The following is a 20121-nucleotide window of genomic DNA, read 5'->3' as shown; positions in this document are numbered from 1 at the left end:
TACCGCACGGCGCCTTAATCACATAAGCCACCGCAAAGTAAAAATGCCACGCGTTACGAATCACTCTTAAGCAATTTGTTAGTACATGCACTACTTCTATTTATGCGCTCCAAGATATTGAAAATTGGAATGATATGAAAGGATTTGAACACTGAAGTGAGACGGGCAGCTACAAAACTTAAACTCGGCTGAGAGACGAGAGTTGGTTAGAAGAAAAACGTACTGAACTCCCCTACTTTTATTGAATTCAAATTAGAAAAGGATTCGATCCTCGTACTTTGATAACAGCACCCAACGAATGCCAAGATTAACTTAGGAAGTACAGCAAAAACGAAGAAGTACCAAAGAAATAGGCTAAGAGTTAGAAACCGTAAAAGATGAAATCAAAGCAAACACTCCGCATATAGTGCCACCGGAAAGAACGTGAAAGGCACTAACTGAAAGGTGTAAATACGAGCGCCAAAACAGATAAACACCAAAACTGATGACCTTTGATGTCAAACCCGTACTAACGCCCTGTTAAGGGGTGAGCAACGCAATACCGAAGTCGCCGCATACCGCCTTAAACACTAAAACCAACGCATGATGAAAATGCCACGCGTTGCGAATCCCTCTTGAACAGTTTGTTATGTGCGCGCTTGCATTATGCACCAAACTGCTTAATACGCTTGGCACCAATAAAAAACCGATACTTACTTTGTTGAAGTAAGTCTAAATGGCGCTCAAACTTGGGTAAGCCATTAGACAAAGACAGATGGTAGACGAGTCCATTACCGACGTACACTCCCACGTGTGCTCCGTATGAGTCAGTAGAGTCGTTGTACATCATGATATCTAGCGGCTTAAACTCAGTGACCACCTCACTAAACTCTGAGTCATCCCACAGTTCACTAGAACGGTAGTTAGGTGGATTTAGACCGAAGTCTCTGAGCAAGTTATAAGCAAAGACCTGACAGTTAGCTCCAGACGTTAAGTCTGAATCATCTTTGCAACCCGGAATGCGGGATGAAACGTATCTTACATTTTTGAATCTGTCGGGAATATCCATTTCCATTTTCTCCCAAAGCACATAACGCCCAATTAACGTGTGAGCAACGCTGTCACTGTGCTAAAGCACTGCGCCGTAAACACTAAACTCAACCTGAAGTGAAAGCGCCAAGCGTTGCGAATCACTGTTGAATTGTTTGTTATGTTTTACCACAAACACATGATTTTCTTGAGAAAGAACTGCTATTTCTGGCTAGTTTTCTGAACCAAACCACAAGACCAGAACCAACTTGACCACCAAAGGCGACCAAACTAAAACAAGTAAGCCCACTTCCCTGCCCAATGAGGCAACCCAATTAAGGAACAACAAGCACCCTTTCTTTCCAACCAAAGCGCAAGACAATGGCAAATTGCCGAGGCAACTGCCAAGCCGACATGCTGATTGGCTAAGAATCCAAAAGCGACTTTAAGCCAGTTAAACAAGAAGCCAACCGCCACGACGTGACAATGAAGCAACCCACGAACATTGGCATGTTTTACGGGTGAAGAGATTCAAGAACTTAGACCGACAATGCGGATTTGCTGAGTCTACTAGGGACGAATTGCCAAAGGGACAAAGAACTAGAGCCTAAGACCTTTAAGCCTTTGAAATACAAGTAAACATAACGCCCTGTTAAGGTGTGAGCAACGCAATACCGAAGCTCCCGCATACCACCTTAAACACTAAATTCAACGCATAGTAAAAATGCCACGCGTTGCGAATCACTCTTAAACAGTTTGTTAGTTTTATTGCTGGCGACTCAGTAACAAGCTTGCTCCAGACATAGCCAAAAAAGTTGCACAACCTCTATTGAAGCGCTTTGCCATTTTCGGCTTCGTAAACCACTGCCTTAGGTATATTCCAAATATCGCATAAATCGATATTGCACCCATTTCTAAAATTAGGAACGTAGCCCCTAAAGCGAAGAACTGTTCATTTACACTAGCTGAAACATCGACGAACTGTGGTAGAAAAGCAGTAAAGATTAAGATCGCCTTTGGATTACCAGCAGCTAACAAGAATTCTTGTTTGGCTAAGCCTAGTCGGTTGCGAGTGTTTTCTAGCTCAGAAACAGGACTTGCTTCCGAACGCCAAAGATTAAAGGCAATCCACAACAAATAAGCCGCACCCACAATTTTAATCGTTAGAAATAGAGTCTCAGAAGCATAGAGAACCACTGCTAAACCAGAAGCAGCCAAGGCAATCATTACAGCGAATGCGGCGATACGACCAAGTCCAGCAATAAAAGCGGACTTGAAGCCGTAACAACGAGCATTGTTCATGGACAATAGATTGTTTGGACCAGGAGTCATATTGAGCGCAAAACACGCAGGTATAAAGAACAATAACTTCCAGATTTCCACAATATTTCCTCCATAAAACTAACGCCCTGTTAAGGGGTGAGCAACGCAATACCAAAGTCACCGCACACCACCTTAATTACTTAAACCAACGCATAGTGAAAATGCCACGCGTTGCGAATCCCTCTTGAACAGTTTGTTATGTTTGTGCTTGCAGTATTGTGATTAAATCAACAATCAAAGTTAAAGCAAGTACACACAACATGTTGCGCTGTATTTTATTGGACTCTGCCGAATACTCGAAACCTTTTAACGTCAACACCTCTTTAACGCTGGAGTTGATATTACGTTGCTTCTGCTCTTGTTCCTCAATCCAGTGTCGAACTAAATACCAATTTTTTGACTCTGGTCTGCCATGTTTGTGATTTAACCATTGAACTTTAACTTTCTCCAAACCGCGATTTTCTAGAGCTAAAAAGTAAGAATCATTGCTACTCATGCCACTCTCCTTATATTGGACACGACATTCTTATAGCAACAATCTAGACTCCGCTAAAGCTATTATTTCCACAAAAAACATAACGCCGCGTTAAGTGGTGAGCAACGCTACCACCTAACCTAAACCATTGTGCCGTAAACACAAAAGCCGAATCAAACCGAAAATGCCAAGCGTTGGGAATCCGTCTTAAACGCTTTGTTATGTTTGTTCTAAATTTTATGGAACATACTGTCGAAATAGTCATAATCTCGATAACCATCCACCCAACTAAAGCCAGCCAATATCTCCCAAAGCAACCGAGAGAGTTGCTTCAAACTATCATCTTCAATACTGACGCCTTTTAGTGTAATAGATATAGTGTTTATCCTATGCAGAAATGAGAACACCTCATCGTCATCAACCTGCACGTTACCGAGCAAATAAGACGTAGCTTCTTTAAACGCCTCAATTTCATTGAGAATGTCAGCCAAGAGATCTTTATCGAGATTATTTAGAAAAACGTGCCAACGTTCTTGGTCTACTGTTACTTTTTCTTTGAAATAGTCTTTAAATGCCTGAGGCTCCATCAAGTTGCTGAGCAAGTCACCCTTGTAAGGTTCTCGACATGCACCTACGATATGCATAATTAAATGACGTTTAAACTCTGTATATTGCGATATAAAGTGACTTTTTACCCGCTTCTTGTTCTTTTTCTCCGGCAGCCAAACAACCAAAAAATAGAACCAAATGCTGATGAGCATCCCACATGACAAGTTAAAAACAATCTCATTCCCCAGCTTAAATTGCTGAAAAATGAATCCAGCACTTTCAAAAAGGAGCCTTTCTTCGCTACTTTTCAGCACTAAGTAGAGACAAAGAAAGCTAAGGACTAGCAAACCTTTGTTCAAATATTTCACTTACCATTTCCTCGAAAAACATAACGCCGCGTTAAGTGGCGAGTAACGCTAACCACCTTACCTAAACCATTGTGACATAAACACTAAACCTGATGTAACACGAAAGTGCCAAGCGTTGGGAGTCCGTCTTAAACGCTTTGTTAGCTGTGTTCTAATTGCGTACAGCTGTAACTGTCACCTCAATAAGTACATCACCTTCAAGAGTTACACCTAAACAAGCTCGCTGGGACCAATTATCAGGGTTGTCACCAGCCCACTCACACCAAATTCTATCCATCTTGGGTTTATCAGCCATATTCGCAATGTAGACCTGAGCACTAACAATCTGAGTTTTGTCTGATCCTAACTCAGCTAAATTACTATCGATTGTTTGTAGCGCCAATTGAGTTTGACCACAAATATCCAAGCTTGTGTCTACCGATGTGGCAACAGTCCAGACTAAATCTTTGTATGCAGACGACTTATTTCGTCCCTTATAAATCCCACGCTTCCTTTCGATCATATTGTATCCTTTGAACTGCTAACGCGCAGTTAAGGTGTGAGAGACGCAGATCCACCCTAACCTAAAATAAACTCTGATAAATCCGTGCCTATTTGGGCACTAAAACCCCAATGCGTTTCGAATCGCCTTGAACGTCTTGTTATTCCGCAACTAAAGTCGGCTATGTTTACGCCTAATCTTTTGATATGACGAGAAATTTTCGGTATGCAGGCAAAAATCGAAGCCGAAGTATTTGGCAGCTCACTACCTTAAATCGCTTTAGCGTCACTCTTTAATTGCTGCGCCATATTAAGGTGCGCTTAAAGCGCTTTAAGGCTAGCATGGAAATGACCAATATTCGCCCTTTTCACCGCTTTTCCACCCTATTACCCCGCCACTTTCACTCTTAGGCTACAACCACGTACATACAGCCTGAGAGATCCGTTGCGGAAATAACGCCCAATTAACGTGTGAGCAGCGCAAGCACTGAACTTGAACACTGCGCCGTAAACACTTAACTCAACCCGAAGTGAGAGCGCCAAGCGTTGCGAATCACTGTTGAATTGTTTGTTATGTTTTACCACAAACACATGATTTAATTGAGAAAGAACTACTATTTCTAACTAGTTTTCTGAAGCAAAGCACAAGGCTGAAACCAACTTGACCACCAAAGGCGACCAACCAGAAACGAGTAATGCCACTTCCCTGCCCAATGAGGCAACCTGACTAAGCTCCAACAAGTGCCCTGTCTTTCCAACCAAAGCGCAAAACAATGGTGAATTGACGAGGCTACTGCCAAGCTAAAATGCTAATTGGCTTAGAACTTAGAAACGACTTTGAGCCAGTTAAACAAGAAGCCAACCGCCACGACCTGACAATGAAGCAACCCGCGAACATTGGCATGTTTTACGGGCTGAGAGATTCAAGAACTTAGACCGACAATGCGGATTTGCTGAGTCTACTAGGGACGAATTGCCAGAGGGACAAAGAACTAGAGCCTAAGAACTTTAAGTCTTTGAATTACAAGTAAACATAACGCCGCATTAAGGTGTGAGCAACGCTACCACGAAACTTAACCTTACCACCGTAAACGCTGAACTCAACGATAGAATAAAAAATGCCAAGCGTTGAGAATCACTCTTAAATGCTTTGTTAGCTTAATGCCCAAGGAGTGCTGTAAAGTTCATCATAAGACGCCTCATGTACTACCTGAACACCAACACTATTTAAGAACAACTCTTGCCCTGTTGATAATGATTTTTCATTGGCATGGACAAAATATGCTCTTTTTCTACGCTGAGGGAATTGATTGAAGTACTTTGCTCGTTCGATTAACAACCATCGTAAAAACACTTCTGTTGTATCTAAGCCGAGTCCAACAAAAACTAGGTCGTTATTAAAAACAACGTGCAACCAACTTTGGTAACCAGACCACTCATCAACATTTTTTCCGGAGAACAACCTTGCTTCGTTCCCTTTATGGATTAATCGTCTAGCCCTCTCAACTGAGCCCATATAGTGAGACAAACCCAATCGTATACTTCGACTATACCTCTGTACCCCATTAATATGCCAGATCGCAAACTCATTAGCGGGATCATGTATTTCATGATCAGAGAAGTAGCTTTGCCAAGGATAAAAGTCAGTAAAAGACTTTGAATCAAAATGCGTAATATCACTTGTGATATTTGAGGACAATGTTTCTTCAAAGTTTGTTGTAAGTATTGGTACACCCTTGATCTGAGCCCATTTGGAGATCGAGACATGATGCTCTCTAGGAGCCCAGCTACTCATTAGTTCACAAAACTCTTTTTGTAAGTTGATTTCGTCAGACCTCTTGGTCAAATCAAGAGCATCATAAAACTCTGTAAGCGAAATTCCCTCAGGAGCAGACATCTGCTCTGAAGACAGACTGTGCTTTTCCCAAAGCTCTAAAAGCATTTTGTCCCAAGAATTATTCCCATCAGCTTTAGTGCTGTTATAACGATTGATTCCATTACCGATTACAAGCGCTGGCTTTAGGTTTTCATCATTTAAGATATCTACTAATTTCAAATTTAACCTCTTATTAAGCTAACGCCTTGTTAAGGGGTGAGCAACGCAATACCAAAGCCGCCGCATATCACCCTAAACACTAAAATCAACGCATAGTAAAAATGCTACGCGTTGCGAATCCCTCTTGAACAATTTGTTATATGCCTTACCCACCAATGACACCGAGCCAAACACAAAACCACAACCATCCTGCTCATTTATCACACAATGAGTCGATGCTAATCGTTGTTTTAAATTAAATAATACTCACCTTGAAATTAGTCGTTTGAATAGCTTCAAGCCAAAACTTAGCATGTTGAGAATAAGAAAAGCTACTATGAACATAAATACTGGCTTGTAGAAATCGAATGGCTCCTCAGAACGGAAGAGGTACCGATAGATGCAATCTCCAGCGGCAATCCCTAATGCCATGTAACACTTATTGACGACTTCCTTTGTCATATATCCTCCTTGGCATATAACGCCCAATTAAGTTGTGAGCAACGCTGCCACCACACTAAAACACTGCACCGTAATCACCAAACAAGTTGAAACCGAAAGTGCCGAGCGTTGCGAATCAGCTTGAATTGCTTGTTAGGCAAATTTTCGGCTTACTCACTAACTTAGTTTGAAAACAGAATACCTTAAACGCGATAAGCAACCAATCACCCACTGACTTTTTGTGATTCAAGAACTACTAAAGCAACTATGTTACAGCCTCACTTTCAACATTCACGAAACACAGCCTTTCAACGACAAAGTAGCTTTTGAACCTGAGAAACTCAAAGCTGCAAAATGACAGCAATAACGAAAGCTTCGACTAACTTGCCCTTTCCACACTTTAAGCCAGTGAAGATCAACACCAACCAACACTGAAACCCAATGAGGCAACCCACGAACTTGGGCATGTTTTACGGTTGAAGAGATTCAAGGATTTGAGCCGACAATGCTGAATTGCCGACTTAGAAAAACAGATGGTTTAAGGGAGCAAGAAAATTAGAACAAAGAACTTTCCTGCCCTTTGCCTAACGCCCTGTTAAGGGGTGAGCAACGCAATACAGAAGCTGCCGCATACCACCCTAAACACTAAAACCAACGCATAGTGAAAATGCCACGCGTTGCGAATCCCTCTTGAACAGTTTGTTATGTGCCTGACCCACGCAGTATTTCTGCAATTGGTGGAATTTTACGCCCATTAACTTCGTATTCAGCTATGTCCGCTCGAATCTCATCCATTTTTAGGATTTCACTTGTTGTTAAAGTCGCCATAGCTCCCAATGCAGCAAAATGAACAGCTCTTCTTCCAGGTTGCAGGCGCATCATATATTCAGAAAGTGACATAGCACTACTTTGATACGTAGAGAAAAATGGGAGGCTCCAAAGATGACACCCATAAATATAGACAAAATCTTCAGGCGACTTTGTATAATCAACATCCAATTTATCAATCGCTATAAAATATACTTGAGCTGCACTTTTAATGCCTTTCATTAACTCGACTGCTGGAGTTTCTTTTTTATACCAACTATTAACACTTTCTTGAACCACCTTGGGATCGTTAGACTCAAAAATGTCTTTAAATTCAATAAAATTGATATAGTTGGGAAAAATTTGCTCAACTGAAGACAGTTCACTATTTACAGCCAAAGCTCGGTTTTCAGCGGTAATAAGGATTTCTTTAGCTAACAGCAAAGCATTGCGTCTACTTTCCTCATTAGACCTATCAAACTCCTTTTGGAATTGTTCTCTTTGCTCTTTCAGTTGTTGTGCCTGATACCTTAAGCTTCCAGTAAACCAAATGACGGCAATAAAGCTCCCACTAGCAGCAAGAATGCTACCGTAAGCCGACAAGTTATCTATATCGACAAATACGATCATTACTGCTGCTGACAGAAGAGTTACAAGTGTTAATACGATTAAAATTATTTGATTCTTCATATAGCCCAATGTTGATAAATGATGTGGCACATAACGCCGCATTAAGTGGTGAACAACGCGACCACCCAAGCCTAAACCTTGCCACATATAGCACTGAAGCCGACCTAGACTGAAACCGCCAAGCGTTGAGAATCCGTCTTAAATGCTTTGTTATGTTTTAGCACAAAACGCTGATTTACTTGGCAAAGAACTGAAGTGTAGACCTAGTTTTCTGAACCAAGTCACAAGCTCGAACTCACTTAACCGGCAGATGCACGGAACACAAAGCGAGTAAGTACACTTCCCTGATAATGAGGCAACTCGATACACTTTCAACAAGCGCCCTTTCTTAGCAGCAAAAGCGCAGAGCAATGCCGATTTGCCGACTCAACTGCCAAGGTTATTGGCTGATTGGGAAATATGCCCAAAGCGACTTTGAGCCAGAGAAACAAGGCGACCAGACCACCCGAAAACTAGAATGAAGCAACCCGCGAACCTTGGCATATTTTACGGTCTGAGTGATTTAAGAACTGGGCGACAATGGTGATTTGCTGAGTCTACTCCCAACGAATAGCCAAAGGGACAAAGAACGACTCAAAGGCATTTAAGCCATTGAAATCCTAGTAAAACATAACGCCGTGTTAAGTGGTGAGCAGCGCTACCACCAAAACTCACGACATTGTGCCATAAACACATATGCAAAACTTTGAACTGAAACCGCCGAGCGTTGCGAATCCGTCTTAAACACCTTGTTATACCGCTTGTTTGCAACTAAAATGACCATGTTAAAGACCGCTTTAAGGAGCTTTTAAATGACCGCTAGAATATTAGCTGATGTTGCTGCAAGTATCACTGAGTTTAAAGCGAACCCAATGAAGGTTGCTTCAAGCGCTTATGGTGATCCAGTCGCCGTACTAAACCGAAATGAACCTGCATTTTACTGTGTACCTGCTGCTGCATACGAAATGATGATGGACAAACTTGAAGATATTGAGCTACTTGCTTTAGCTAAAGAGCGAGAATCTGAAGCAAGCATTTCGGTGAGTATCGATGACTTATAATCTTGAATTTAAAAGTAGCGCACTTAAAGAGTGGAAAAAACTCGGCGCTACTTTGCAACAGCAATTTAAGAAGAAACTGATTGAGCGCTTAGCTAATCCACACGTTCCGGCTTCCAAATTATCCGGCGCAGACAACATGTATAAGATCAAATTACGCCAATCTGGCTATCGCTTAGTATACAAAGTGCAAGACGATATAGTTATTGTTACCGTTTTAGCCGTAGGCAAGCGCGAACGTAGCGATGTGTACAGAAAAGCGATGACAAGGCTCAACGACTGATTGCGGTATAACGCCGCATTAAGGTGTGAGCGACGCTTGGCTATACTTGAGCGAAGCGAAACTGCCAAGCGTTGCGAATCACTCTTAAATGCTTTGTTAGCTGTGTTCTATTTACACGGATATGTGCTTGAAAGCATCTTTGCGACTGTAACCGATGCAGGTAAATCTGAAAAAGACACATTGCTCTTCATAAACCGCTTGTATTTTTCAATAGAATTTAAAATAGTGTCATTTTCACCACAGCCAAACACTTTTCCGGCTGCTATTGAAGCTTCCTGATAAGCTTGCTCTGAGTAAACTCCTTTGATTTCGACAGCGGCTATTGTTGCAGGAATTGCTGCTTGCACAACTCCAGAGAAAAAGCCTAAGCAAACACCAAAATCACGTGACTCTTTAGGCGCATTACATGCTTTTAGCAGCAAAGGCGTTGAGAGCATTTGGTTAGCTCCGCTTGGCATCGACATACCACCTAAACAAACAATTAAAAGAGACAAGATAGATTTATTCATATTGGTACCTACAAATAGACATCACAGCCAGTTTGCTGAAATATTAGCTTTGCCACTTCCGCTTTTGATTTGGTGTTCGGTTTTAGCAACTGAAACATATCCACGTTTCCCATAGCGTACCCGCCACCATAAGTCATTGCACCCATCGTTTTCTCCGGTCCCTCACTTCTATCAAGAGCTGCTGCCATTTTAGTTTGATCTACTTCAATCGATGCAATTCTTGATAAACCCGCACACATACCAATCTTGCTATTGTGATCAAATACTGGTGTCGAAGCGACTGTTGGAAAAGAAATTAAAATACCTAGCAACGTTGTAATTAATTGTATTTTCATACTAAGCCCTAAAGATAGTAAAACTCGATAATATATAGAACAGCGACCCATAACATTGATGTGAGACATAAAGAGCTTATTGGTTGGGAGAACAGCTAACGCCTTGCTAAGGTGTGAGTAACGCAATACAAAAGCTACCGCACAGCGCCTTAATCACCATAAGCCACCGCATAGTGAAAATGCCACGCGTTACGAATCACTCTTAAGCAATTTGTTAGTACATGCGCTACTTCTATTTATGCGCTCCAAGATATTGAAAATTGAGGTGATATGAAAGGCTTTGAACACTGAAGTGAGACGGGCAGCTACAAAACTTTACCCCATTGAAAGACGAAAGTTGGCTAGAAGAAAAACGCACTGAACAACCCTACTCTCACTTGCTTCAAATTAGAAAAGGATTCGGTCCTCGTACTTCAACAACCACAACAAAAGTAATCAAGGTTCTCTCAAAAGCCACCACGAAAATGAAGACGCGCCAAAGAAATAGGCTAAGAGTTAGAAGCCGTAAACGGTGAAATCAAAGCGAAAACTCCGCATATAGTGCCACCGGATAGAACGTGAAAGGCACTTACTGAAAGGTGTAAATACGAGCGCCAAAACAGATAAACACCAAAACTTATGACCTTTGATGTCAAACCCGTACTAACGCCTTGTTAAGGGGTGAGCAACGCAATACCGAAGCCACCGCATACCACCTTAAACACTAAAATCAACGCATAGTAAAAATGCTACGCGTTGCGAATCCCTCTTGAACAATTTGTTATATGGCGGTCTTAAATAGGACCTTTGACCAACAGAAAATTCACGTTATTTTTCGTGTCATGGACGGTTAAATCTAAACCATCAAAATGCCATACAAACTTAAATTTTTCTGGATATTTCATTTTGCCCTGCCCGTAATAATCGTTAGCCAAAGATCGTTCCGATAATTGAGGGTCAATGACTTCTATAACCTGAGTGTAATAATCAGCCATTCGAACTATGTACATTGGATGACCAGAACTCATAATGGGATGACTATAAAAAACAGCACCAGGCTCTAAACCATAACTTTCATATTTTGTGTGAATATTCCACATACGCTCTCTTTCAATGGGCATTTTTCCAAGCTCATTTGAGCTGTCAAAGACTGAATGATCAAATAGCGCAACTGCATGAAATTTATTTCGTTCTACCTTTGCGAACAAAACGACGTCGGTCCGCTGTGAAATACCTGACTTCTGGACCTTCATATTTAAGTGGAAGTGATGGAATCCCTTTGTATTTAAGATTTGATCTTTATCCTCCCAAGAGTCCACTTCTCCAGAAGTAATGCGCTTAACTGGTGTATAACCTTTTTTGTGCGCCCTTAAAGATAGGAAAGGAGATAAATCATCTCCTTCGCGCACCTTTTTTAAAAGTGCAGATATTTCAATTTTAAAATCTTTATAGCGCTTATCCGATGTCAATTCAGGGCTAATAGTAACTTTTCTGCACCTTCTAGGCACTTGCCTCGTTTGCCAATGAAGATAATGCAGAAATACCTCTGATAAAGTTTGTCCATTGAGCTCGTTCAATGTATCTCTATCATCTGGAAAGAAAGGGAGTTTTTTAATTAGCTCACTTTTAAGTTTTACTTTTGTTTTTGACTCTTTGGTCATCAAGTTTCCTCTAGCCATATAACGCCTTGCTAAGGTGTGAGTAACGCAATACAAAAGCTACCGCACGGCGCCTTAATCACCCTAAGCCACCGCAAAGTAAAAATGCCACGCGTTACGAATCACTCTTAAGCAATTTGTTAGTACATGCGCTACTTCTATTTATGCGCTCCAAGATATTGAAAACTGGCATAATATGAAAGGCTTTGAACACTGAAGTGAGACGGGCAGCTACAAAACTTTACCCCGATTGAAAGACGAAAGTTGGCTAGAAGAAAAACGCACTGAACTGCCCTACTTTCACTGGCTTCAAATTAGAAAAGGATTCGATCCTCGCACTTCGACGGCAATACCAAAGAAAGACAACTCTGACTTCGTAAAAACCACGAAAGAGAAGAAGCACCAAAGAAATAGGGTAAGAGTTAGACACCGTAAACGGTGAAATCAAAGCAAACACTCCGCATATAGTGCCACCGGAAAGAACGTGAAAGGTACAAACTGAAAGGTGTAAAGACGAGCACAGAAACAAATAAACACCAAAACTTATGACCTTTGATGCCAAACCCGTACTAACGCCTTGTTAAGGTGTGAGGCACGCAATACCGAAGCTGCCGCATACCACCTTAACCACTATGACTAACGCATAGTAAAAATGCCACGCGTGCCGAATCACTCTTGAACAATTTGTTATGTGTTTAATGAGCACCTTGCTTGTGATAGCTCAGAATAAGCTGTTTTTGCTTACGATCTAGCAACTCTAGTGCTTCAGCCACCGTTAGCCCAAAATCAACGTCCCCATTGGGCATCGCTGTCACTATGCGCTTGTCGACTTGAACTAAAGACTCTTCATAGATAGCTCCCTCCCAATATGGTCGAGTGAGCTGTACCGAAGATTCTGGGGCGTATTTTTCCGTATAATTATGGGTAATTTTGACACCCTTTAGAATGCCAGCTCTTGCTAAGACTAATACTCCCGCACATATGCCACCAATAACTAGTGATGATTCATGGGCTTTCTGGATGAAACTAGCAATTTGGTCGCTTCCCATTATTGAATCGGGATTTCCTCCAGGGATCAGAAGAGCTTGATAGTCCGTAATACATACGTCCTCAAAGTTAACGGTGGGGCAAATTCTTAGACCTGAGGAATCGGTATGATTATGATTCTCCGGGGTGGTGATATCAACTTTCCCATACGCCCCTAAACACTCTATCGCGTACATTACTTCATAGGAAATAGCCCCCGGATAGAGTAAAACCAGTGTTCTCTTTGTCATTATTTCCTATCTCCGTTCGGAACACATAACGCCCTGCTAAGGGGTGAGCAACGCAATACCGAAGCCGCCGCATCCCACCTTAATCACTAAAATCAACGCATAGTAAAAATGCCACGCGTTGCGAATCCCTCTTGAGCAGTTTGTTAGTTTGCAAACCCAAAGCGTTGATTTTACGTTATTTTAAACTTTGCAAACAACAAACTTTATGTGCTTTGATGCACTTAAATCAGGCGTAGTCTCAAAGCGGCTACTCAATGAAACCACTTGGAACAAACAACGCCGCAGAAAACGAACTCACAACACCAAAAAGCGCTTTTGGAAAACCAATCTCACAATGCGGACTTTCAACAAAGCCACTGAAACCACATGAACTTACCACACCAGAGAAAACGCTATTTCAGCGAGTAGATCGGCTTTTGTTCCAACAAACTCAACGAGCAGAGTTTCAGCAAAAAAGTTCGACTCAGGTAACCCAAAAGTCGCCGCACCAAAAAACAAATCAACCGTTGAAACGATGCCAATTTTGAATTTTCACCACGCTAGTTAACACTGAAATTGAACGCCGATACGACAATTTCAACTTTGAGCTTTTACCACTAGATCTTGCGATATAGCTGCGTTTTTCCTCTTGCAAACTAACGCCCTGCTAAGGGGTGAGCAACGCAATACCGAAGCCGCCGCATACCACCTTAACCACTAAATTCAACGCATAGTTAAAATGCCACGCGTTGCGAATCCCTCTTGAGCAGTTTGTTAGTTTGCAAACCCAAAGCGTTGATTTTACGTTATTTTAAATTTTGAAAACAATAAACTCTATGTGTTTTGATGCACTCAAGTCAGGCGTAGTTTCAAAGCGGCTACTCAATGAAACCACGTGGAACAAACAACGCCGCAGAAAACGAACTGACAACACCAAAAAGCACTTTTGGAAAACCAATCTCACAATGCGGACTTTCAACAAAGCCACCGAAACCACATGAACATACCACACCAGAGAAAACGCCATCTCAGCGAGTAAATCAGCTTTTGTACCAACAAACTCAACGAGCAGAGTTTCAGCAAAAAAGTTCGACTCAGTTAACCCCAAAGTCACCGTACCAAAGAACAAACCAAACGTTGAAACGATGCCAATTTTGGATTTTCACCACTCTAGTTAACACTAAAATTGAAAGCCAATACGACAACTTAAACCTTGAGCTTTTACCACTAGACCTTGCGATATAGCTGCGTTTTTCCTCTTGCAAACTAACGCCCTGTTAAGGTGTGAGCAACGCAATACCGATGCCGCCGCATACCACCTTAAACACTAAAAGCAACGCATAGTAAAAATGCCACGCGTTGCGAATCACTCTTAAACAGTTTGTTATGCTCATTCTTCAAGAGTGCACCGAAACTTGTTATCGCTATCTTTAGCGGTAATCGTTTCACCATAGGTATAGCATTCAAGTGTCAGTTCGTTGTTTTCAATTATTACGATAAACCCGACATCAACATTGCCTAATTTTCCTATAAATACAGGTTCTGAAACAACATGTCTGTTTATGGGTATTGAACGGGACTTTAGCGTCAAAAAGTACCCAGCACCGGTAAAATAAATCTGCTGATTAAGATCTACACTATTAAAAATAGTTTCCCAGTCAATCGAAAGAGAATCGAGCGCACTTTTAATAATGACCTTTTCAAACAATTTCATCGCTTTCTCTTTGAGCATAACGCCTTGTTAAGGTGTGAGGCACGCAATGCCGAAGCTCCCGCATAACACCTTAACCACTAAAACTAACGCATAGTAAAAATGCCACGCGTGCCGAATCACTCTTGAACAATTTGTTATGTTGATTTTATTTGGGAGGAGTTTACAGGTGACGTGTTAATGACTGAGGGTGATAAACACCCTCGTCAAAGGTTACAACATTAGTAACTGAAACAAAGCTACAGCCCTGATAATTGCAGCTACATCAATCGAAACCATCATTGTTCGGCATTTAAAGGTAAACATATCATTTGCCCAATAAAATCCCGAGCCGGCTCAAGAATTAATCCTGATGCTTTACGTGGCTGGCCACCACGCGCTCCAACAGAGTTTGCAGCTCTATCACAACGATTAGTTGTCACCAGTTGCATTGGTAACATCGGAGTGTGCAACCACAAAAACTGTATCTTTATCGCAAGACAGACGAAATTACCCGCAGGGTAATAAAAACAGCGTTTGTGCACTCCTATTGCATTTCAGCGCAGCCGAAAAACAACTTTCCAAATTATGCCCGTCCGGCATATTCAGGTCAACTTAAACTGAAAGCAACATAACGCTTTCTATACGGCTCTATGCTGCCTTTCAGGCACGCTACCGCCTTCTTTCATTCCAAAAGATAACTGCATGCTAGCACTTATCTTTATGAAACAAATAGAAAATCAGTATGAATCTGTGTGCTCAACCACGCAATTAGACGGCATGGTGAAGCCTAATTAGATGTGAGACGCTAAGTTTATCGAACTGTGTAAATACCCATGTAAATTTAGTTATGAAAAGTCAGTTTTTACTTAGCATAAAAGAACATATGATCGCTCGTCACTATGCGAAGAAAACCATTGAAAGTTACATCTTTTGGATCAAACGATTCATCGTATTCCACCAGCTCGCTCATCCGTCTAAATTAGCTGAAAACGATGTTGAACGCTTTCTCAGCTATTTAGCGATAGATGAAAAAGTTGCCGTAAAAACACAGGCGCTTGCCCTGAATGCCATCTCTTTCTTGTACCGTGAGTATTTTAGAACGCCACTTTCGCTTGATATGCGTTTTCAAAAGTCTCTGACAGAAAAGAAACTGCCAGTAGTGTTAACGAAAGCTGAAGTAAGGCGCTTCGTTCAGCATATCGATCCAAAATACAAACTACATATACAGTTACTCTATGGGTCAGGTCTAAGAGTCATGGAATGTCTACGGCTAAGAATACAGGATATCGATTACGACTACGGAGCAATTCGTGTTTGGCAAGGGAAAGGGGGTAAAAACCGAACCGTCACACTCGCAAAGGAGCTCCACGCCCCCTTAAAAGCACAAATGAACTTAGCTCGCGACTACTATCAAAAAGATCGTCATGTTGCGGGCTATGCTGGTGTGTATATTTCAGATGGGCTTAGAAGAAAGTACCCTGATGCGGAGCTAGATTTCAACTGGCACTTTCTATTTCCATCAACAAAATTAAGCCCAGACAAAGATACTGGGGAATTAAGGCGTCATCACATCAATGAAAGTGCTATCCAACGAGCAGTAAAGCGTTCAGCCAAAGATGCAAGTATCGAGAAGACCGTTACTTGCCATACTTTACGCCATAGTTTTGCGACTCATTTGTTAGAGTCAGGCGCTGATATTCGAACGGTTCAAGAACAACTCGGACACACAGATGTGAAAACAACCCAGATCTACACACACGTCATTGAGCGCGGCGCAGGTGGAGTGTTGAGCCCGTTATCAAACTTATAGAAAGACGAAAGCCACCGTACTAGTGGCTTCATAATTAGATTTGTGTTTAGCTGCGCTCACCCAGTTTGACATTACCTTTCGAGTCAAACCACAACGCTTCAGAACGACGCCGTCCAAGTAACATTGGGCCATCATCGTAGAACAAAAAGTTCTTCCAGTACTTTTTAAAAATCGACCATTTGGTTTCAATCACGTTGTACTTCTCGTAGCAAAAATAAACCGTGACGTCGTCTTGCCAATCGATAAAAGTAATCACTTCTTCAGGAAGCCCTTCTTCGTCGTCTTCCCATGCAGCCATCCAATCAACCTCTTGTGACCAGTTCTGCTCTTTCATTGGCCAATCAGACGAGCTCAAGCGGTCCATATCAGGACTTTGTGCACTGACGTTCTCTTTCCAAAACTGCGCTGCACGTGCCTGACTCATCGGCTTGATAAAAGCGAGGTCTTCTTCTGGCACAGGCATCGACTGGTGAGTAAAAATCCATTTTCTTTGGTATTCGTCCAAAGGCAAATAAGACATTCAGTCTCCTTTTTTACGACTTCAGCCAACCTTTCTCGGTGGCACCTTCAATCAGTTCTTTGGCTTTGTCCCATAACGTGACAGAGCCAAGTTTAATTCTTTTGTTAACGGTTAACGCTTGTTCTCGCGTTACCCCATTTTCTATCCAGCTTTGACCATCATTATGATAGTTCAGTAGCATAGGAATAAGGCGATCCAGCGCTTTAGCATATTTGGCATCGTCAGTTTGTGCGGCTTCAAACTCATTCCACAAAGCAAGTAATTCGCTACTTTGGTCACTTGGCAGCATGCCAAACAACCGCTCTGCGGCTTTCAATTCTTTTTCTTCTTGCTCTTTCGAGGCTGCAACATCATAAACAAAGGTGTCGCCCGCGTCGATCTCTACCACATCATGGATAAGCAGCATTTTCATCACTCGACCAATATCGACAGGTGCATTCGCGTGCTCTTGCATCAACACAGCCATTAAAGCAACATGCCAACTATGTTCACCACTATTTTCTAAGCGACCCTCAGCACTTTTAACACGGGTTCTACGCAGCACGCTTTTCAGTTGATCGAGTTCAATCAATAACGCTAATTGCTTTTCCAGTCTTTCCATTTATCAAGCCTCTGCCTTCCAATTCGGGTTGGTCAAGGACGTCAGCACGTGATCTTGCCACTCACCATTGATCAACAAATATTCCTTTGCATAGCCTTCTTTCTCAAAGCCAACATGCTGTAGCACCGCTTCGCTGCGTGTGTTGTGTGGCATGTAACCCGCTTGAATGCGATGCATTTTTTGCACATCAAACATATAATCGCATGCCATTTTCAACGCGCGGCGCATATAGCCGTTTCCTTGAGCCTCTTCTGCGAGCGAGTAACCCACGTTACATGCATGAAAAGGAAAGCGAGTCAGGTTGCTGAAAGAAAGTGTTCCGAGCATTTTACCAGAATCGACATGAACAAGCAGACAATAGTAGCCTAAGCCCATACGGTGAAGCTCTTTCAACTTGATCAGCTTTTGCAGCCAGCCATTAACCGAATAGAAAGCGTCCTCGCGTTTAGGTTCATAGGGTTTTAAATATTCTCTGTTCGCTTGAAAATACGCGGCGATCATATCGGCATCACCAATATCTGCAGTGCGTAGAAGCAAGTCGCCGTCCAACTTGTGAACGGCGATTGAGGAGCTTTTATCTTCCATTGTTATTGACAACTTCCATTTGATTCCAGATAAGTTCTTGCTGGTACTCCAGCTTTTGCTGAAGCCACAATTTTGCGATCGCCTTAGGCTTTTCGAATACCATAATCTCGCAGTTTGTTCGCAATCGAGGTATGCGAAACATTCAATCGCTTCGCAAGCTTACGACTTGAAGGGAAAGACTGATACAAACGCTCTAAGATTTGCGATTCGTAATCTCGCATAATTTCGTCCAACGAACCATCTAAGTTCAACGTTGCTGAGCCACCGCCCATTGCTTGAGGTTGCGGTAGATTGAAGTTATCCGCTTTCAACAAGCTACCCTCCATTTCCGTCAACGCACGAAGCACCATGTTATCTAGCTGACGCATATTACCAGGCCATTGATAGTTCGCTAACGCATCAACCAATTCATCATCAAATTCTGGCTTATCAATGCCCAATTGTTGCGCGTGTTTCGTGACGAATAAATCCAGCAACGGAGCGACGTCGTTTGAACGCTTGCGCAGAGGAGGAATATTCAAGGTGAGTACATTAAGACGATAGTATAAATCTTCGCGGAACTGCCCGGCCTCGGCTAACTCGGCAAGGTTATGTTTTGTTGATGCGATAATACGAACATCGACATGCATTTCATCTTCAGCACCAACACGACGGAAATTACCATCTTGTAAGAAGCGCAACAGTTTAATTTGCAGATGCGAACTCATTTCACCGATTTCATCGAGGAACACCGTACCACCGTTTGCTTGTTCGAATATGCCTTTGTGGCCAAGTTCATGATTGAATGAACCTGGGGCATGACCAAACAGTTCCGTCTCTGCTACATCATCAGGCATAGAAGCACAGCTAAGTACTAGGAATGGTTTGTTCGCACGACCAGAGCGGCTATGGCACGCTTTTGCTAGCATTTCCTTACCAGTACCAGTCTCACCTTCAATTAACAACGGTTGGTCAAGCACAGAAAGTTTCTTTGCTTGATTGATCAATGCTTTGTGGCGATTGGATAAACCGACAAAATGCTCGAAACCCAATTGGTTTTGTAACGGCAATGTCTCTTCGATTTGCACGCCATGCTGGCTTGAACGAATGGTCATTAGTGTACTGGCGAGCGTGGAGTTTTGAGCTTCATCTTTGATATAAACCGGCATCAACTCAAGGATATAATCCAAACCATCGATGACAAGACTTTCTCTGGTACGGGCATTCACTCCTTCTGTCCAACGATTAAAGCGCACACTTGGCAGTAGCATACCAATTTGTGTGCCAATCACATCTTGCTTATGTTGCCCGAGCAGAGAAAGTGCAGACATGTTTGCCATGTCTACCGCGCCTTTCAGATCGATGGCAAAAACCGGATCAGGTAAGTTATCCACCAATGAAAGCAGCTCCGTATTGTGGCGCTCCATTGGCATAAATTGGATTTTACGTACGTCTTTAACCCCCGGAATACGGCGGATTTCGGCCATCAACTCACTGAAAGTATCAAAATCGATATCTGGGCAGTTCAGGTAGATGATGCCACTGATATCAATTTCGATACCACGTAAGTCGATGCTTTTAGACGCTAAAATATCGAGCAATTCTCGGGTTAAACCGAGTCTATCTTCACAAAAGACTTCAAGACGCACTTAAAATATCCCAATTCACAACTGTCAGGAAAAGTTGACAGTAGTTTCTAC

20 protein-coding genes and 1 pseudogene are annotated in these 20121 nt (G+C 42.2%); 4 read left to right on the top strand and 17 right to left on the bottom strand.

The genetic code is table 11. The features are described 5' to 3' along the window. Positions 1-643: 643 nt before the first annotated feature. The 7 genes from ITG12_RS00830 to ITG12_RS00780 form a co-directional block, all read right to left on the bottom strand. Positions 644-1048, bottom strand: coding sequence for a hydrolase (locus ITG12_RS00830; RefSeq protein WP_248873358.1), 405 nt, complete (start codon positions 1046-1048; stop codon positions 644-646). Positions 1049-1773: 725 nt separating this feature from the next. Next, positions 1774-2391 (bottom strand): LysE family translocator, encoded by a 618-nt coding sequence (locus ITG12_RS00815; protein WP_063344807.1) that lies wholly within the window; start codon positions 2389-2391, stop codon positions 1774-1776. Positions 2392-2527: 136 nt separating this feature from the next. Continuing rightward, a complete protein-coding gene (locus ITG12_RS00810) occupies positions 2528-2827 on the bottom strand; it encodes a hypothetical protein (protein ID WP_248873356.1) in 300 nt (99 codons plus the stop codon). Between the two features lie 209 nt (positions 2828-3036). Next, positions 3037-3723 (bottom strand): hypothetical protein, encoded by a 687-nt coding sequence (locus tag ITG12_RS00805; protein WP_203475661.1) that lies wholly within the window; start codon positions 3721-3723, stop codon positions 3037-3039. Between the two features lie 151 nt (positions 3724-3874). Continuing rightward, positions 3875-4225 carry a RidA family protein gene (locus ITG12_RS00800; RefSeq protein ID WP_186171500.1) on the bottom strand — a complete coding sequence of 117 codons (351 nt, stop codon included), beginning with the start codon at positions 4223-4225 and terminating at the stop codon, positions 3875-3877. A gap of 1131 nt (positions 4226-5356) precedes the next feature. Then, positions 5357-6259 carry a hypothetical protein gene (locus tag ITG12_RS00795; RefSeq protein WP_248873354.1) on the bottom strand — a complete coding sequence of 301 codons (903 nt, stop codon included), beginning with the start codon at positions 6257-6259 and terminating at the stop codon, positions 5357-5359. A 1122-nt stretch (positions 6260-7381) separates the two neighbouring features. Next, a complete protein-coding gene (locus ITG12_RS00780) occupies positions 7382-8263 on the bottom strand; it encodes a hypothetical protein (protein WP_248873352.1) in 882 nt (293 codons plus the stop codon). 704 nt (positions 8264-8967) lie between these two features. On the opposite strand from ITG12_RS00780, the gene ITG12_RS00775 reads away from it, so the two are divergent. Beyond that, complete coding sequence (locus tag ITG12_RS00775) at positions 8968-9216, top strand: type II toxin-antitoxin system Phd/YefM family antitoxin (RefSeq protein ID WP_009387502.1); 249 nt, start codon at positions 8968-8970, stop codon at positions 9214-9216. Further along, entirely contained in the window at positions 9206-9496 is a 291-nt protein-coding gene (locus ITG12_RS00770; protein WP_017051697.1) for a type II toxin-antitoxin system RelE/ParE family toxin, read from the top strand. Before ITG12_RS00775 ends, ITG12_RS00770 begins: the two co-directional genes overlap by 11 nt. A gap of 107 nt (positions 9497-9603) precedes the next feature. Here ITG12_RS00770 and ITG12_RS00765 read toward each other — a convergent pair whose 3' ends face one another. The 5 genes and pseudogenes from ITG12_RS00765 to ITG12_RS00730 form a co-directional block, all read right to left on the bottom strand. After that, positions 9604-10005, bottom strand: coding sequence for a Rap1a/Tai family immunity protein (locus ITG12_RS00765; RefSeq protein WP_248873350.1), 402 nt, complete (start codon positions 10003-10005; stop codon positions 9604-9606). A gap of 8 nt (positions 10006-10013) precedes the next feature. Next, positions 10014-10340, bottom strand: coding sequence for a hypothetical protein (locus ITG12_RS00760; protein ID WP_248873348.1), 327 nt, complete (start codon positions 10338-10340; stop codon positions 10014-10016). A 653-nt stretch (positions 10341-10993) separates the two neighbouring features. Continuing rightward, a pseudogene (locus ITG12_RS00750) lies at positions 10994-11096 on the bottom strand (DUF3265 domain-containing protein). Positions 11097-11113: 17 nt separating this feature from the next. Next, the gene (locus tag ITG12_RS00745) at positions 11114-11980 is read right to left on the bottom strand and encodes a hypothetical protein (RefSeq protein ID WP_248873346.1); all 867 of its coding nucleotides are present in this window, start codon (positions 11978-11980) and stop codon (positions 11114-11116) included. Between the two features lie 692 nt (positions 11981-12672). Then, positions 12673-13254: a DJ-1/PfpI family protein gene (locus ITG12_RS00730; RefSeq protein WP_248873343.1), complete on the bottom strand. Its 582-nt coding sequence runs from the start codon at positions 13252-13254 to the stop codon at positions 12673-12675. An 864-nt stretch (positions 13255-14118) separates the two neighbouring features. Here ITG12_RS00730 and ITG12_RS00715 point away from each other — a divergent pair. After that, a complete protein-coding gene (locus ITG12_RS00715) occupies positions 14119-14478 on the top strand; it encodes a hypothetical protein (RefSeq protein WP_172840928.1) in 360 nt (119 codons plus the stop codon). Between the two features lie 145 nt (positions 14479-14623). On the opposite strand, the gene ITG12_RS00705 is transcribed toward ITG12_RS00715, so the two are convergent. Further along, a complete protein-coding gene (locus ITG12_RS00705) occupies positions 14624-14947 on the bottom strand; it encodes a hypothetical protein (protein ID WP_248873341.1) in 324 nt (107 codons plus the stop codon). Between the two features lie 826 nt (positions 14948-15773). On the opposite strand from ITG12_RS00705, the gene ITG12_RS00695 reads away from it, so the two are divergent. Then, a complete protein-coding gene (locus tag ITG12_RS00695) occupies positions 15774-16736 on the top strand; it encodes an integron integrase (protein ID WP_038881934.1) in 963 nt (320 codons plus the stop codon). 46 nt (positions 16737-16782) lie between these two features. Here ITG12_RS00695 and ITG12_RS00690 read toward each other — a convergent pair whose 3' ends face one another. From ITG12_RS00690 to tyrR, 4 genes are all read right to left on the bottom strand, one after another. Further along, complete coding sequence (locus tag ITG12_RS00690; RefSeq protein WP_038881936.1) at positions 16783-17256, bottom strand: DUF2947 domain-containing protein; 474 nt, start codon at positions 17254-17256, stop codon at positions 16783-16785. A 13-nt stretch (positions 17257-17269) separates the two neighbouring features. Then, the gene (locus ITG12_RS00685) at positions 17270-17857 is read right to left on the bottom strand and encodes an HD domain-containing protein (protein WP_038881937.1); all 588 of its coding nucleotides are present in this window, start codon (positions 17855-17857) and stop codon (positions 17270-17272) included. A 3-nt stretch (positions 17858-17860) separates the two neighbouring features. Further along, positions 17861-18442, bottom strand: a complete 582-nt coding sequence (rimJ, locus tag ITG12_RS00680; protein ID WP_038881938.1) for a ribosomal protein S5-alanine N-acetyltransferase — start codon at positions 18440-18442, stop codon at positions 17861-17863. A gap of 83 nt (positions 18443-18525) precedes the next feature. Next, positions 18526-20070 (bottom strand): transcriptional regulator TyrR, encoded by a 1545-nt coding sequence (gene tyrR / locus ITG12_RS00675; protein WP_038866464.1) that lies wholly within the window; start codon positions 20068-20070, stop codon positions 18526-18528. Between the last annotated feature and the right edge of the window lie 51 nt (positions 20071-20121).

It is taken from the genome of Vibrio sp. ED002 (assembly GCF_023277445.1).
GTDB classification, from domain to species: domain Bacteria; phylum Pseudomonadota; class Gammaproteobacteria; order Enterobacterales; family Vibrionaceae; genus Vibrio; species Vibrio jasicida.
Note: the sequence above shows the minus strand (reverse complement) of the source record. Positions and strands in the feature narration are given on the sequence as shown.

What these genes read in the sequence shown, in the direction of transcription:
- ITG12_RS00695 (WP_038881934.1), top strand. Translation starts at nt 15,774, where the DNA reads ATGAAAAGTCAGTTTTTACTTAGCATAAAAGAACATATGATCGCTCGT.
- ITG12_RS00770 (WP_017051697.1), top strand. Translation starts at nt 9,206, where the DNA reads ATGACTTATAATCTTGAATTTAAAAGTAGCGCACTTAAAGAGTGGAAA.
- ITG12_RS00715 (WP_172840928.1), top strand. Translation starts at nt 14,119, where the DNA reads ATGAAACCACGTGGAACAAACAACGCCGCAGAAAACGAACTGACAACA.
- ITG12_RS00730 (WP_248873343.1), bottom strand. Translation starts at nt 13,254, where the DNA reads ATGACAAAGAGAACACTGGTTTTACTCTATCCGGGGGCTATTTCCTAT.
- ITG12_RS00745 (WP_248873346.1), bottom strand. Translation starts at nt 11,980, where the DNA reads ATGACCAAAGAGTCAAAAACAAAAGTAAAACTTAAAAGTGAGCTAATT.
- ITG12_RS00830 (WP_248873358.1), bottom strand. Translation starts at nt 1,048, where the DNA reads ATGGATATTCCCGACAGATTCAAAAATGTAAGATACGTTTCATCCCGC.
- ITG12_RS00765 (WP_248873350.1), bottom strand. Translation starts at nt 10,005, where the DNA reads ATGAATAAATCTATCTTGTCTCTTTTAATTGTTTGTTTAGGTGGTATG.
- ITG12_RS00780 (WP_248873352.1), bottom strand. Translation starts at nt 8,263, where the DNA reads ATGTGGCAAGGTTTAGGCTTGGGTGGTCGCGTTGTTCACCACTTAATG.
- ITG12_RS00685 (WP_038881937.1), bottom strand. Translation starts at nt 17,857, where the DNA reads ATGGAAAGACTGGAAAAGCAATTAGCGTTATTGATTGAACTCGATCAA.
- ITG12_RS00800 (WP_186171500.1), bottom strand. Translation starts at nt 4,225, where the DNA reads ATGATCGAAAGGAAGCGTGGGATTTATAAGGGACGAAATAAGTCGTCT.
- ITG12_RS00705 (WP_248873341.1), bottom strand. Translation starts at nt 14,947, where the DNA reads ATGAAATTGTTTGAAAAGGTCATTATTAAAAGTGCGCTCGATTCTCTT.
- rimJ (WP_038881938.1), bottom strand. Translation starts at nt 18,442, where the DNA reads ATGGAAGATAAAAGCTCCTCAATCGCCGTTCACAAGTTGGACGGCGAC.
- ITG12_RS00760 (WP_248873348.1), bottom strand. Translation starts at nt 10,340, where the DNA reads ATGAAAATACAATTAATTACAACGTTGCTAGGTATTTTAATTTCTTTT.
- ITG12_RS00810 (WP_248873356.1), bottom strand. Translation starts at nt 2,827, where the DNA reads ATGAGTAGCAATGATTCTTACTTTTTAGCTCTAGAAAATCGCGGTTTG.
- ITG12_RS00775 (WP_009387502.1), top strand. Translation starts at nt 8,968, where the DNA reads ATGACCGCTAGAATATTAGCTGATGTTGCTGCAAGTATCACTGAGTTT.
- ITG12_RS00690 (WP_038881936.1), bottom strand. Translation starts at nt 17,256, where the DNA reads ATGTCTTATTTGCCTTTGGACGAATACCAAAGAAAATGGATTTTTACT.